We start from the raw sequence: 14083 nt of genomic DNA, 5'->3' as shown, positions 1-14083 counted from the left end.
AGGTCAGGCCTGCTTCTCGTGATTCAGTGATAGCGACATCTCTTCATATACCACCACCCGATCGCGGCCGCCTTGTTTCGCGGCATACATCGCTTCGTCTGCTCGGGCGATATGCCCCTCGATGGATATATCGATTACCATTTTGGTGATACCGAAAGAGGCCGTGACGTTCAGTGAGCATTCTTCATCCACATCGATGTTCAGGGATGCAAGACCCGTTCGCAGACGGTTCATGATATGCTTTGCCCTCTCCAGATCGGTGTTGGGCAGACAGATCAGAAATTCTTCACCGCCATAGCGACATATCGAATCATAGGGCCGTATTTTATGGTTGAGGTATTGGGCGGTGACCCTCAGCACCCTGTCTCCCGCCAGATGGCCGTGGGTGTCGTTGATCGCCTTGAAATGGTCCAGATCCACCATGCAAATGCAGCAGGACTCATCGGTTCGGGACAATCGCGCAAGCTCGCCGTCGAGAATCCGGATAAAGGCCTGTCGATTGAGGATATCCGTCAGCGGATCGAATTCAAACAGGGTTTTCAGGAGCTCCTCTTTGAAATCTAAAACAGCTTTTGAAAAATTCCTTTCATTTTCAATAAGGTTTTCATAGTCGCCAATGGTGATTATCTTGCCGCATTCTATTTTTGCGGCCAGGGTATACGCGCTTTCATGCAGCTTGCGGTGGTGTTGATCTATAGCCGTAAACCCCGGATGACGGCTCAAGACGGCGGAGGGAAGACCGCGATACCACTGGCCGAAACGGCACTGCCGGTAAGAATGTCTTGAAAAGCAGACCTCGTTCAGCGGTAAATCGAATATCAGGCTGCGATGCCAGGCGTGAAGCCACCGCTGGTGCTCGATGACCGCCTCTTCGAGTTCTTTGACGACGGCTCTCAGCTTTTCGCTTGTCAGTTGCATCTCCAATACCTTTTTCCAAAAAACGTCCGGCCGTCCGAAACGCTCTCGCCGGCCTCTGCTTACGGTATGGAAATGCGCCTCTTCGATCGGGTTCACGGCGCGCCGCCGTTCATACTTTACCACGAAAAGCGGCGCGTCTCTTCGGAATCGTCCGGATCGAGCACAGTGTTCGGAAGCCTGGAAAGCCGGTCGCTGTCGGTCCTTTCAGCAGATGAAATGGGCTTCTTATCCATATTAACATAATGCTTCACCACCGGGATAGGCAAATAGATTTTCACTGGCCCCATCAAGATTTATCCGAAGATTCGGGACATCGTCCGGTCTAGGATCGCGTCATGGCGCCGCCGCATTTCGGGCAGCGCATATCAAAACAGGGAACCCCCGGCTGATGAGGCGCCGTTTCCCCACATCCAGGGCAGACACAGGCGCCGCCCGGGCCCAGTCCTCGACCGCCGCCCCTGCCCATGCCGCGACCCCCACCGCCCATACCGCGACCGCCGCCGCCCATGCCGCGACCGCCGCCGCCCATACCGACTCCGGAGGGGGTTCCGGTTGCGCCGGAAGAGGGGGTTGATGCCGCTCCCCCTTCACCGCTTTGGTATGTCCCCATGACCTGACGCACCGTACCGGATTTTCCGGTATAGGCCTTCACACCCGCTGCCTGCAGCACATTCGCAGCCTTGGGCCCCAGGCTGCCGGTAACGACTGCTTCCGCCCCTGCATCGGCGACCATCTGGGCGGCCTGGACGCCCGCCCCCGAGGCATTCCCGGCGGCCTGGTTTTCCAGCGCCTCAAATTCTCCGGATGCCGGATCCACAATGATAAAATAGGGACAACGGCCGAACCGCGGCTCAACCTGTGCATCCAGGTCGGGCCCTGTCGATGAGATCGCGATCTTCATCACACGCCTCCTTGATAAAGGGTAAGTTAATAAAGCTTGAGTTTCAGACATATGCTCATAACACCATTATAAGGATTTATCTCATTCTTTCAATCCCCCGTCGTGAAATCCCACCGTTTTTTTTGCAATGCCGTGACGATCTTACCCAAAAACGGGTTTCAACACAGGCAAATGGCGGTGCCGGGCGTCAAAGGGCCGCATTCGGCGGGAGGAAGGATCGAAGGTCGGAAGCGCTTCAGATCCTGGAGCGATAGAGCCGCAGGCTGTTGGTAACCACCGTGACGCTGCTGAAGGACATGGCCAGTGCTGCCATGATGGGGTGGAGGTCCCGGATGAAGGCAGGCAGAACCGTGACCGTATGGAGGGCTCCGGCCGCCACGGGGATGAGGAGGATGTTGTAGAAAAAAGCCCAGAACAGGTTCTGGCGGATGGTCGCCAGGGTGGCCCGGCTGAGCCGGACTGCAGCGGGAACGCCGTTCAGATTTCCGCTGGAGAGGATCACGTCGGCCGCCTCGATGGCGACGTCGGCGCCCCGGCCCAGGGCCAGGCCGACGTCCGCTCCGGCCAGGGCCGGGGCGTCGTTGATGCCGTCCCCCACCATAGCCACCCTGTGTCCGGACGCCCGGAGCCGTTTCACCGCGTCGGCCTTCTCCTCGGGCCGGACCTCCGCCACCACGTCGTCCATGTGGACCTGCGCGGCGACGGCCATGGCCGTCTGCCGGTTGTCACCGGTGAGCATCAGGATCCTCAACCCCTGTGCCTTGAGAGTGTCCACGGCTTCGGAGGCTTCCGGTCGCAGGGTGTCCGCCACGGCGACAACGCCGGCGATCCGTCCCGCCTCGCCAAGCATCATAACGGTCTTCCCGTCCTGCCGCAGCCGGTCGATGGTTTCCCGGGCCGGGGAGAGATCGACGTCGGCTGATTCGAACCATCCGGGTTTTCCCAGACGCCAGTGACGGCCGTCCACGGCGGCCTCGACGCCCATACCGCCGAAAGCTTTGAAAGCCGTGGGGTCCGGAATGTCCATGCCCCGGTCCCGGGCTGCCTGAACGATCGCTTTTCCGATGGGGTGCTCGGAGCCCTTCTCCACGACGGCCAGAAGCCGCAGCAGGGCATTCTCGTCCGAAACGGCGGCGGTATTATCGACCACCACGAGATCCGTCACTCTGGGAACCCCCTGGGTCAGGGTGCCGGTCTTGTCGAAGACGACGGTGTCGATGCGGGAGAAGATCTCCAGGGCCTCGCCGTTTCGAAACAGGATCCCCTGTTCGGCGCCCTTGCCGGTGCCGGCCATGACGGCCGTCGGGGTCGCCAGCCCCAGAGCGCAGGGACAGGCGATGACCAGCACCGCCACCAGGCGGATCATGGCCGGAACGAACGTCCCGCCCACGGTCCACCAGAGAACGAAGGTCGCCAGGGCGACGGCGATCACCGCCGGAACGAACACTGCGGCCGTCCGGTCGGCGAGAGCCTGGATGGGAGCCTTGCTGCCCTGAGCCTCCTGCACCAATCGGATGATCTGGGCCAGAGCGGTCTCCCGCCCCACCCGGGTCGCCTGAAAGGCGAGCATCCCCTCACGATTGAGAGTCCCCCCAAAGACGGTGTCGCCCGGCTGTTTGTCCACGGGAATCGCTTCGCCCGTCAGCATGGACTCGTCCACGGCTGACTGTCCGGCGGTGACCACCCCGTCCACGGGGATCGATCCGCCGGGCCGGACGCGGATCTCGTCTCCCGCCGCCACCCTGGCCAGAGGCACCTCCTGCTCGACGCCGTCCCGGATCACCGTCACCGATTTGGGTGTCAGGTCCATCAGCTTGCGGATGGCCTGTCCGGTCCGGCCCTTGGTACGGGCCTCCAGCATCTTGCCGAGCTTGATCAGGGTGATGATGACGGCCGAGGTCTCGAAGTAGACATGGTCCCCCAGGGCGGGGATGATCAGCACCGCCAGGGAATAAAAATAGGCGGTGGAAGATCCCATGGCCACCAGAACGTCCATGTTGGCCGTTCGATTCTTCAGGTTTTTCCAGGAGCCCACGTAATAATCCCATCCGGTATAGAACTGGACGGGGGTGGCCAGGGCCAGAAAGAGCCAGTTGACCCACGCCCCATGGCTCCAGGATCCGGTCAGACCGAAATCCCGGGCCATGCTCAAGACGAAGAGCGGGGCGGCGAAAAGTACGCCGATCCGGAATTTCCGGGTCTGGTCCCGGATCTCCGCGGCCCGGGCCGCCTGCTCGGCGTCCTCCACATCGGCAGCGTCCGCACTCTCATCGGGAAGGAGGGCCGTGAAGCCGGCCTTTTCGATGGCCGCAGCCATTTCCTCGAGGGTGGCGAGTTCCGGCAGATAGGTTACTGAAACCCGTTCGGCGGCGAAATTGACGGATGCCGCCACGACGCCCGCCACCTTTCGGCTCAAGGTCCGTTCGATGGTCATGGCGCAGTTGGCGCAGGTCATACCGGTGACGGGAAATTCGGCCCGGGTGGTGACCACGGAAAATCCCGCCTCCCGGATCTTCTTCACTATCCGTTCCAGCGTGACCTGCCCGGGATCGAAGGTCACCCGTGCCCGCTCCGAGGCGAAATTGACGGCCGCCTCCGAAACCCCCGGCAGCCCGGCGAGGGTCCGTTCGATGGTCATGGCGCAGTTGGCGCAGGTCATCCCCGATATGGGCAGGGTGATGCTCTGTTCACTCATGACGCCCCCTATGGTGCCGGCGGGTAGTTGATCTCCCTGAGTCGTGCGACGATGTCGGCCTCGGTGGCCGGTTTCTCCCACTCGACCGTCACCGTCCTGTCCCCGGGATTCCCCTCCACCCGAACGACCCCGGCAAGCTCACCCAGTTCATTCCGAATGGCCGCCGTGCAATGGCTGCAAGAGATATTGGGAATTGAAAAGGTCTTTTTTTCCATGTCCCGCTCCTTTCCGTTCCAAAGTCGTCCTGCCGTGAAACACAACAAGACGGATACCTTATCAACATAATGCACGACTCACCGTTGTCCACGAGAGAAATTTCCGGAACGCGGCCGTTAACGCCGCTGGGGAGCGGCTACCGGAGAGCGGCCCCCCCGTCGTGAAGCGCCGGGCACCGTCGCCGATAATAGGCCTGGGCCTTCTCCAGGGCCGCCGGATCGTCCACGCCCATGGTTTCCATCTCGTCCTCGGCCAGGACAAACCCCACCCGGAGCCCGTCGGCGTTCATGTATTCGATGATATCCGTCAGGAAATATTCCCGGATGGTCGTCAGCCGCCCGTCCCGTTCTTTCTCGACGCACTGGGGACGGGATTCGAGCACCGACAGATACGTCGTCAGCACCCCCCGTCGGACGGCGTAGATGCCGGCGTTGCAGACCTCCAAAGCCGTCCTTGCAGCCTCGGAATACTCCCGCCAGTACTTCCATTCCACAATCCTCTGCACCTGTTCCCCATCGATCTCGAGGACCCCGTACTGCTTCTTGTCGGCCGGACGAAATCCCAGCGCCACCATGTGGTGGGTATCGAGCTTGGCGATCAGCGCCCTGTAGGTCTCCGGCCGGACAAAAGGGACGTCTCCCATGGTGATCAGGACCCGGTCGGCGGTCTGGGCCTCGAGGAAGGCCCGGACGGCCAGAAGCGCCCCGCCGGTCCCGTTCAGGGTCGGCTGCAGGCAGTAGGTCAGGGCGAAGTTCCGGGTCGCCGTTTTGACATCGTCGCACCGGTAATGTACGATCACCGCCTTTTCCCCTTCGGGCAGAGAGCGCAGCACATGGACCAGCATGGGCTCCCGCCCCTCGAACCGGCTCTTTTCAGGGATGAGGGGCAGCAGTGTCTTGTTGCCATCGAAATCCTTCATGCGGCTGCCCCGGCCGGCAGCCATCACGATGGAGACAATATTTGAATCAGGTGTCATGGTTCCTCCAATCAAAGGTCAGACCTCCCGGTACGGCCCTTCCGGGGGACGTGACCGCAGGTCGACGGATGGGATTCCGGAAGACGTGCATCCCTTCTCCCCGGCATTTGGTTTCTCTGAGACATTCGCGTCCGGTCGAGGCACATCGGCGGACGCTCCGGCGGCCCGGACGGCGATCATGACGACCGAAATGGCCGAAGGGGTGATGCCGTCGATGCGGGAGGCCTGGCCCAGGGAGGCGGGCCGGATCCGTGTCAGCTTTTCCCGGAGTTCGTTGGAAAGCCCGTGAACGCCTCCGTAGTCAAACCCTTCGGGAATCCGCATCGCCTCCAGGTGCCTGAATCGTTCGATTTCCCGTTGCTGGCGCCGGATATAGCCTTCGTACTTGACCTCGATTTCAACCTGCCGCGTCGTCTTCTCCGTCAAGGGGATGGGGGGCGGAGCGAAAGTCTTCACCGCGCCGTAGTCAAGCTCCGCCCGTTTCAGGAGCTGGTCCATGGGCATCCCGTTCTGAATCGGCGGGGTCCCCCGGGCGGCCAGGAATTGGTTGACGGCCGGCACCGGCTTGACCACCGCACGTCTCAGCCGCTCGATCTCCGCAGCGATACAGGCCTTGCGGTCGCGGACCTCCCGGACCGCCGCCGCATCGATCAGCCCCAGGTCGTGGCCGATCTCCATCAATCGGATATCGGCGTTGTCCTCCCGGAGCATGAGCCGATACTCGGCCCGCGAGGTAAACATCCGGTAGGGTTCCCGGGTCCCCCGGGTCACCAGGTCGTCCACCATAACCCCCATGTAGGCCTGGGACCGATCCAGGATGAAGGGCGGCCGCCCCATGATCCGGCAGGCGGCGTTGATGCCGGCCCAGAGTCCCTGGGCTGCCGCCTCTTCATACCCCGATGTCCCGTTGATCTGGCCGGCCATGTAGAGCCCCGATATCCGCTTGGTCTCAAGGGTCGGTTTGAGCTGAACCGGGTTGACGTAGTCATATTCGATGGCATAGGCCGGCCGCATGATCTCGGCCGCCTCCAGGCCCGGTACCGATCTGACCAGCCGGATCTGAACCTCGAGAGGCAGACTGTTGCCCAGTCCGCTGGCATAGATCTCGCGGGTATCGACGCCCTCCGGCTCGAGGATGACGTGGTGACGGCTGCGATCCGGAAACTTGACGACCTTGTCTTCGAAAGAGGGACAGTAGCGGGCGGAGGCTCCGGTGATTCGCCCCCCGTAAAGGGCGGAATGCCCGAGGTTGTCCAGAACGATTTTCCGGCTCTCCTCGGTGGTGTGCCCCATGTAGCTGGGCAGATGCGGTATTGAGACCGTCCTGGTGGCAAAGGAAAAGGGCGTCACGGGCCCCGGGGCCGGGTCCTGCATGTCGAACCGCTTGAAATCGATGCTGTCCTGGTGAAGCCGCGGCGGTGTTCCGGTCTTCATCCGACCCACCTCGAATCCGAGATCCCGGAGTTGCCGGGCCAGGCCTTCGGCGGCGAATTCCCCCGCCCGACCGGCCGGAATCTGCTGAAATCCGATGTGGACCCGACCGCCCAGAAAGGTCCCGGTGGCCAGAATGACGGCCTTCCCCCGATACCCGAAACCGGTCTGGTCCATCACGCCGACGATGCGTTCATCCGCCACCACCAGGCGTTCGACCATGGCCTGTTTGAGGTCGATGCGGGACTCGGCCTCGATAGCCTGTTTCATGGCCATGTGGTAGCGCTTCTTGTCGTTCTGGGTCCGGGAGGATTGGACCGCCGGCCCTTTCCTGGTGTTGAGCAGCTTGTAGCTGAGGGCTGTCCGGTCGGTGACGCGGGCCATCTCGCCTCCCAGGGCGTCGATCTCCTTGACCAGCTGTCCCTTGGCCATGCCGCCGATGGAGGGGCTGCACGGCATGGCCGCCACCTTGTCCAGATCGATGGCCAGCAGCAGGACGTCGAGGCCCATGCGGGCCGGCGCCAGGGCGGCCTCGCATCCGGCGTGCCCCGCGCCGACCACGATGACATCATAGGGTTTTTCGTAAAGGGTCATACCGTCTTTCCATCCCCCGTTCGGCGCCGGGTCGCCCATGCCTCCGGGCGGGAGCCGTTCGGGGTGCGTTCCACGAAAAAAGGGGAATGCCCCATTCGGCACCCCCCTTCGGTGTTTCTCGTTATCTAACCGGATTCGGTTACGGCGTCATCGCATCAGGCGCCGTCGGCCGCCTTGTGGGTCTTGATCTCGACCTTCTCTTCCAGGCCGGCGTAATACTCGCGCAGGATCTCAAGAACCTCCTCACGCCCGAAGTGATCGGGGATCGGGGTGCCCTCGGAGAGGCCCTTGCGGAGCTTGGTGCCGGAGAGCAGGACACGGTCATCCTTGCCGTGGGGGCAGGTCCTGAGGGAGGCCATGCCGTCGCACTTGTGGCAGTAGAAGGTCCAGTCGATCTTCAGCGGCGTGCAGATCAGCGCTCTTCCCGGTACGGGGCAGGTATCCGCGGCATATGGGATCTTGTCGAAGATGGTCTGGGCTTCGAACATGCCGTAGAAGTCGCCGACGCCGGCGTGGTCGCGGCCGATGATCATCCGGGAGACGCCGTAGTTCTGGCGGAAGGTGGCATGGAGGAGCGCTTCGCGGGGACCGGCATAGCGCATGTCGAGCGGGTAGCCGCCCTGCACGACCTTGTCCTGCACGAAGTAGCCCTTGACCAGGGCGTCGATGCATTTCACGCGCACCTCGGCGGGGATGTCGCCGGGCTTCAGATTGCCCACCAGGGAGTGGATGTATACGCCGTCACAGACGTCGATGGCGATCTTGGCCAGATGCTCGTGGGAACGATGCATGGGGTTGCGGAGCTGGAGGGCGGCCACCTCTTTCCATCCCCTCTCATCGAAGATCCTGCGGGCCTCGGCGGGGCGCTGATAGACCTCGGCATACTTGGTCGGATATTCGCCCTCGCTCAGTACCCTGACAGGTCCGGCCAGGTTGTATTTGCCCTGGGCCATGACCATCTGGACGCCGGGGTGGTCTTCCAGGGCCTTGGCCATGAAATCGCCCTTGGAGTCCTCGCCTTCGCCCTTGTAGACCGTCTCGCACTCCCACCGTTTGTCGGCGTCGGTCATCTCGTATTTCTCGGTGATCTTCATGGTGGCGTAAATCTCACCATCGTTCACCAGGGCGACCTCGTCGCCGATCTTGACGCTCTCGTCATTGGTGTCGAGGGTCACGGGAACCGGCCAGAAGGTCCCGTCGGCCATCAGAAAGTTTTCACAAACACCTTTCCAATCCGCCTTGGTCATGAAACCGTTCAGCGGGCTGAAGCCGCCGATACCCATCATGATCAGGTCGCCTTTGGCGCGGGCGGAAATCTCGATTTTTTTAAGCCCCTGGGCCTTTTTCTTTTCACTTTCCAGAGCAGCGCCTTCCAGCAGGCAGCAGACCAACCCTTTTCCTCCATGAGGCGGTACGAGTTCGGACATCCTTTCAGTCTCCTTTCAAAAAGGTTTGTAGTATATAAGTCACCCGTCGCCGGTGACCTCGAAGCCAACCTATACGAAGCGGCATCCTTCGTGTCTTTCCATAAGGAATCACAATTAATCCGGAAAAAGAGATTTGTCAAGTTTAATCAAAACACCACGACAAATCCCCCTCCTGAAGGACGGCGGCGCGACGCCGACTTTCGACCCGCGTCAAGATTCGCTTGGAATAACCCATCGGCCATGATATAGGTCTAAATGTTTTGGGAAAAACATACCATTTTAGGAGGCAAGATGACAGTCAGGAAGATAGAACGGACCCCGTCGGCCTACGATTATCCGCTGCTGATCAAGAATCTGCTCCGACCTCCCATGAGATATTTCCCTCACCGGGAAATCGTCTACAAAGACCGGGTCCGTTACACCTACCAGGACCTCGACAGGCGGATCGCTCAGCTCGCCCACGCCCTGAACCGTATCGGCGTCCGGAAGGGGGAGACCGTCTCCGTGATGGAGTGGGATTCCCACCGCTACCTCGAGTGCTTCTTCGCCATTCCCATGATGGGCTGCGTCCTCCATCCCATCAACATCCGGCGACCCCCCGAAAGCCTGGTCCACACCCTCAACCACGCTGAATCCCGGGTGATTCTGGCCAACGCCGATTTCTTCCCGGCCCTCGAATCCATCAAGGACCGCCTGGACGGCCCCAAAACGATCATTCTCATCACCGACGACGGCATCTTCCCCGAAACCGCCCTCACCGTTATCGGGGAGTACGAATCCATGCTGACCCAACATGACGACGTCTTTTCCTTTCCCGATTTCGACGAAAACGCCATGGCGTCCATTTTCTACAGCACCGGCGCCACCGGCTCCCCCAAAGGCGTCTGCTTCAGCCACCGGCAGCTCGTCCTGCACACTTACGGCGTCATGGCCGGCCTCTGTGCCTATGGTTTCCATCCCTCGGTCAACGCCGACGACGTCTACATGCCCCTGACGCCCATGTTTCACGTCAACGCCTGGAGTCTCTTCTACCTCTTCACGCTCCTTGGCGCCAAGCAGGTCTATCCGGGCAAATACGACCCCAAGGCCATCCTGGACCTGATCGTCCGGGAGGGGGTCACCTTTTCTCACTCCGATACCCCCATGATCCACACCCTCGTCAACTGCCCCGATATCCGCGGATTCGGTCTCACGGGATGGAAGGTGATCGTGGGAGGCGCTCCGCTGTCCAAATCGGTCTGCCGGGCGGCGCTTTCCCTCGGCATCGACATCTGTTCGGTCTACGGCATGGCCGAAACCGGGCCTCTGCTGGCGGCCTCCCTTCTCAAGCCGGAGATGCGGTCGTGGGATCCGGAGCGGCAGGTGGACGTCCGGTGCCGAACCGGAATTCCCTCCCCGATGGTCGATATCGAGGTGACGGATATCAAGGGAACGCCGCTTCCCCACGACGGCAAGAGCATCGGCGAGGTGGTCCTTCGGGCGCCGTGGCTGACCCAGGGATATGCCAAGGATCCCGAAAAAAGCGAAAAGCTCTGGAGCGACGGATGGCTCCACACCGGAGACATCGGCTTTATCGATGCCGACGGGTATCTTCAGATCACGGACCGGACCCGCGACGCCATCAAGGCGGGGGGGGAATGGATCGACACAATGGCCCTGGAAGATCTGATCTGTGAGCACGAGGGGATATCCGAGGCGGCGGTGGTCGCCGTTCCCGACGAAAAATACGGGGAGCGCCCCATGGCCTTCGTCGTTCTCAAGGAAGGTTACAGAGACCGGATGACCGAGGAGGATCTCAGGGAGTTTCTATCGGCGCGGGTGAAAGCGGCCGGCCTTCCCGGAAGGGGTATCCCCGACAAGATCGCCTTCGTGGAGACCATCCCGACCACCAGCGTCGGCAAAATCAGCAGAAAGCAGCTGCTCGAAAAGCAATCCCCGGTGCCCTTCGATCTGAAAAACGGCCCCTGATCCAGGCCGGCATTGAAACTCATGAAGGGGTACGAACCGTCAATCCCACGGTCAGGCGGCGACGCAGCCGGAACCAGAGGTTGAGGAGCCAGACCGCCGCCACAGCGCTGATCAGCCTCGGCACCCAGAGCCAGAAGGCCCCGATCCCCAACGGCAGAAACAGGGCCGGGTCCTCGATTACGGCGTGGTTGATGCCGATGGAAAGATGAAGCCGGGTCAGTTCGTCCGCCGCAAAGTCGTTCTCCTTGGCCTCCTCGACGATGACCGCGGCACCGTAAGTGATGCCGAAGAGACAGGCGGTCAGCCACAGCATGCCCACCCGCCCATCGAGCCCCATGAACCGGATGACGGGCTGAAGCAGCGTGATGAGGTGGGTGATGAGCCGGAAGGCCTTCATGATCTCCAGGACCACCATGATGGCGGTAATGACGGCGAGGATCTTGACGCTGAGCCATCCCATCCGGAGCGCCCAGTTCCCGAGAATGTCGAGAAACGGTCCCGCGGTGCCCGGGGTCGTCCCGCCGGAGAGGACGACAGTGGTGTCGGAGGGGAGAAACCGCGCCGTCACCATGACCGTGACGATGCTGGCGCCCAGGCGGAAGGCCGTGGCAATCCCGGGATGGATGCCCGAGCGACCCTGAATGATCCCCTCCTGGATCAGGTTGTGTGAAATCAGAAGAAAAATCGCGACGAGGGTCATCTGATCGAGGGTCATGGGCAGAACCGTCATGGCGGCGACGGCGCCGTATATTCCCGTCAGCATGCCGATGATCAAGGGAAGCGCGGCAACGGCCGGAAGGCACAGCACCGCCATGAGCGGCGTGAGCAGAAAGTCGATTCTGCCGATGACGCCCCCGGCGTCCAACAGCAGCGTCAGGAAGGAAATGGGAATCAGAATCTTCAGGATCCACAAAAATCCGAAAACCCCTTTTCTAACCCCCGCTTTTGCGGCGGGCCACAGTCTCGCTGTAACATGCATCATCAACGACATCAACGCCCTTTCGTACGAGCCCTTATCGGACTATATTCTCCGGAGCGACGGCGATAGAGGACAGGAAACAAGCGCCGCGCGCAACCGCGCGGACGCATCTTTCAAGCCCATCGGTTAGACCGGACGTGTTGAAACAGTTCATGCGCCCCGCCGTATCCATCGTCATCCCGGTATTTCATGAGGCCCATATCATAAATCCCCTGGTCGGTCACCTGCTTCGTATGCCCTTCGCGGGTAAACGGGAAATCATCGTTGTTGACGGCGCCGCCTCGGGTGACTCGCTTCGGGCGATCCGGGATCCGCGGGCCGTGAAACTCCGTTCGACACGGGGGCGGGCCGTCCAGATGAACACGGGCGCCCGGCACGCCACAGGCGACATCCTGCTGTTTCTGCACGCGGACACCCGCCTCCCCGATGACGGCCTCGAACGCATCATCGAGGCCCTTCAGGCGAAGGACTTCGTCGGCGGAGCCTTCGATCTCGCCATCGACTCCCCCCGCCCCTGTTTCCGATGGATCGAAAAAGCCGCCTCCCGCCGCTCCCGCATCACGCGCATCCCGTACGGGGATCAGGCCATTTTCATCCGAAAGGCCTATTTTCTGAGACACGGCGGGTTCGCGGCGATTCCGATCATGGAGGACGTCGAATTGATGCGACGGATCCGGCGGCGGGGAGACCGGATCATCCTGCTCCCCCATCGGGTCACGACATCGGCCCGCCGTTGGGAAAGAACGGGCGTCTGTCGGAACACGCTCCGCAACTGGATGCTGCTGATCCTGTATCACGCCGGCGTTGCGCCCGAGCGGCTGAGCCTTTTTTACCGATGACAACCGCGTATCTTCACCAGCACGGGCACGTCGACCCCGTCCGGAATCTGCCGGAAGATCGCCCCGAAGGCGGCCTGACCCGCGTTATTCACATCAGGTAAAACCCCAGGGCCTTGTCATAGACATTGTAGGGATCGATGGAAAAAAACTCCAGCCCGACAAACCGCCCCATGAGGGTTCGAACCAACGCCTCTTTTCGGATAAGGGTCTTTTTCTCGTCATCCAACCGGAACTCTACGGTCACCTTGTCGCCTATCGCCGGCGGATCGTCCTTCATCAGCTCGATCCGCAATCCTTTCCGGGACAGATTGTGGATATGGATGTCAACCGCCGGCACGCCCTCCCGCATCCGACACACGCCCGTCAATCGGACCGGTTTTCTGAAGAACTCCCGCCGCTCCAGAATCACCCGGTAAACATGCTTGCACGGACAGGTCACCTTGAAGCGGACAATGTGGTCGAGCCTGGAATATTCCTTGACATCGACAACCCGCGTCGCATGACATCGAGGGCATTTGATGACGGCCTCCCCCGAATTGTCTATAAAAGCCTTCACTTCATTCATCCGTATACCCTGTCCAGAAGAGAGATCCGCATTTCATCGGCGGCTGCAAACCGTCACGGCGTCGTTTCAGAGGGCCTGGGCCGTCGCCCCCGGACATCTCAGGCTGTCATAGCCCACCACGCCATGGCGGCAAGAGACGCGCTTTCGGCGCGTAAAACGCAAAAAAATGGATCAATGGCCTTTCGGATCTGAAAACCAGCCGGCCTGCGGGATCGAAGCGGAAACATCTGCTTGTAAATGGTTGTCTATAATACATCGAAAAGGCCTTTACAAACGAAAAATCGGAGACGGCGGCGCCCGTCCTGCCCGCCTCGCGATCACTGCTTGACCCATTCCGCATCTTCATGTATGGTTCCAGGGAACTCTCTTGCCTTCCAGTGCGTTCCGCCGGGCCGACCCAACGGCATCCGCAGGCGAAAAACTTCTTGACATTCATGGATTGACTGCAAGGACGCTCTGTTCCGGGACGGCCGGCGTGGATGATGGGCGGCATATTTTTTGTCCGGTGCTCACTGTTGGGGCACGATCCGCAAAGCGGTAACGGCGGTGACCCTTCCGCCTGAACAGGAAAGGA

Annotated in this window: 11 protein-coding genes; 2 read left to right on the top strand and 9 right to left on the bottom strand. The window is 61.1% G+C overall.

The window, feature by feature from the left end; translation table 11 throughout:
* Window positions 1-3 precede the first annotated feature (3 nt).
* From AB7S84_RS01060 to sat, 7 genes are all read right to left on the bottom strand, one after another.
* A complete protein-coding gene (locus tag AB7S84_RS01060) occupies window positions 4-918 on the bottom strand; it encodes a diguanylate cyclase (RefSeq protein ID WP_020877694.1) in 915 nt (304 codons plus the stop codon).
* A 322-nt stretch (window positions 919-1240) separates the two neighbouring features.
* Entirely contained in the window at window positions 1241-1819 is a 579-nt protein-coding gene (locus tag AB7S84_RS01055) for a NifB/NifX family molybdenum-iron cluster-binding protein (protein ID WP_020877695.1), read from the bottom strand.
* Window positions 1820-2054: 235 nt separating this feature from the next.
* Window positions 2055-4514 (bottom strand): heavy metal translocating P-type ATPase, encoded by a 2460-nt coding sequence (locus AB7S84_RS01050; protein WP_428152754.1) that lies wholly within the window; start codon window positions 4512-4514, stop codon window positions 2055-2057.
* A gap of 8 nt (window positions 4515-4522) precedes the next feature.
* Window positions 4523-4729, bottom strand: coding sequence for a heavy-metal-associated domain-containing protein (locus tag AB7S84_RS01045; protein ID WP_020877697.1), 207 nt, complete (start codon window positions 4727-4729; stop codon window positions 4523-4525).
* A gap of 137 nt (window positions 4730-4866) precedes the next feature.
* On the bottom strand, window positions 4867-5706 hold the full coding sequence (locus AB7S84_RS01040; RefSeq protein ID WP_020877698.1) for an NTP transferase domain-containing protein: 840 nt from the start codon (window positions 5704-5706) through the stop codon (window positions 4867-4869).
* Between the two features lie 18 nt (window positions 5707-5724).
* Window positions 5725-7731, bottom strand: coding sequence for a tRNA uridine-5-carboxymethylaminomethyl(34) synthesis enzyme MnmG (gene mnmG, locus AB7S84_RS01035; RefSeq protein WP_020877699.1), 2007 nt, complete (start codon window positions 7729-7731; stop codon window positions 5725-5727).
* Between the two features lie 155 nt (window positions 7732-7886).
* A complete protein-coding gene (gene sat, locus AB7S84_RS01030; protein WP_020877700.1) occupies window positions 7887-9158 on the bottom strand; it encodes a sulfate adenylyltransferase in 1272 nt (423 codons plus the stop codon).
* A 291-nt stretch (window positions 9159-9449) separates the two neighbouring features.
* Here sat and AB7S84_RS01025 point away from each other — a divergent pair, with 291 nt between their 5' ends.
* The gene (locus AB7S84_RS01025; protein ID WP_020877701.1) at window positions 9450-11126 is read left to right on the top strand and encodes a fatty acid--CoA ligase; all 1677 of its coding nucleotides are present in this window, start codon (window positions 9450-9452) and stop codon (window positions 11124-11126) included.
* 19 nt (window positions 11127-11145) lie between these two features.
* On the opposite strand, the gene AB7S84_RS01020 is transcribed toward AB7S84_RS01025, so the two are convergent.
* Window positions 11146-12108 carry an iron transporter gene (locus AB7S84_RS01020; protein ID WP_234979100.1) on the bottom strand — a complete coding sequence of 321 codons (963 nt, stop codon included), beginning with the start codon at window positions 12106-12108 and terminating at the stop codon, window positions 11146-11148.
* Between the two features lie 137 nt (window positions 12109-12245).
* On the opposite strand from AB7S84_RS01020, the gene AB7S84_RS01015 reads away from it, so the two are divergent.
* Complete coding sequence (locus tag AB7S84_RS01015; RefSeq protein ID WP_428152753.1) at window positions 12246-12944, top strand: TIGR04283 family arsenosugar biosynthesis glycosyltransferase; 699 nt, start codon at window positions 12246-12248, stop codon at window positions 12942-12944.
* Between the two features lie 88 nt (window positions 12945-13032).
* Here the strand turns inward: AB7S84_RS01015 and AB7S84_RS01010 are convergent, their stop codons facing one another.
* Window positions 13033-13509: a PilZ domain-containing protein gene (locus tag AB7S84_RS01010; protein ID WP_020877705.1), complete on the bottom strand. Its 477-nt coding sequence runs from the start codon at window positions 13507-13509 to the stop codon at window positions 13033-13035.
* Between the last annotated feature and the right edge of the window lie 574 nt (window positions 13510-14083).

Origin of the sequence: Desulfococcus sp., assembly GCF_050178255.1 — a bacterium.
In the GTDB taxonomy this organism is placed as follows: Bacteria; Desulfobacterota; Desulfobacteria; order Desulfobacterales; family Desulfococcaceae; genus Desulfococcus; species Desulfococcus multivorans.
This window is presented reverse-complemented; position numbering and strand designations above follow the sequence as displayed.

Coding starts and splice junctions, on each gene's coding strand:
- AB7S84_RS01055 (WP_020877695.1), bottom strand. CDS start 1,819: ATGAAGATCGCGATCTCATCGACAGGGCCCGACCTGGATGCACAGGTT.
- AB7S84_RS01045 (WP_020877697.1), bottom strand. CDS start 4,729: ATGGAAAAAAAGACCTTTTCAATTCCCAATATCTCTTGCAGCCATTGC.
- AB7S84_RS01010 (WP_020877705.1), bottom strand. CDS start 13,509: ATGAATGAAGTGAAGGCTTTTATAGACAATTCGGGGGAGGCCGTCATC.
- mnmG (WP_020877699.1), bottom strand. CDS start 7,731: ATGACCCTTTACGAAAAACCCTATGATGTCATCGTGGTCGGCGCGGGG.
- AB7S84_RS01060 (WP_020877694.1), bottom strand. CDS start 918: ATGCAACTGACAAGCGAAAAGCTGAGAGCCGTCGTCAAAGAACTCGAA.
- AB7S84_RS01040 (WP_020877698.1), bottom strand. CDS start 5,706: ATGACACCTGATTCAAATATTGTCTCCATCGTGATGGCTGCCGGCCGG.
- AB7S84_RS01025 (WP_020877701.1), top strand. CDS start 9,450: ATGACAGTCAGGAAGATAGAACGGACCCCGTCGGCCTACGATTATCCG.
- AB7S84_RS01020 (WP_234979100.1), bottom strand. CDS start 12,108: ATGATGCATGTTACAGCGAGACTGTGGCCCGCCGCAAAAGCGGGGGTT.
- sat (WP_020877700.1), bottom strand. CDS start 9,158: ATGTCCGAACTCGTACCGCCTCATGGAGGAAAAGGGTTGGTCTGCTGC.
- AB7S84_RS01050 (WP_428152754.1), bottom strand. CDS start 4,514: ATGAGTGAACAGAGCATCACCCTGCCCATATCGGGGATGACCTGCGCC.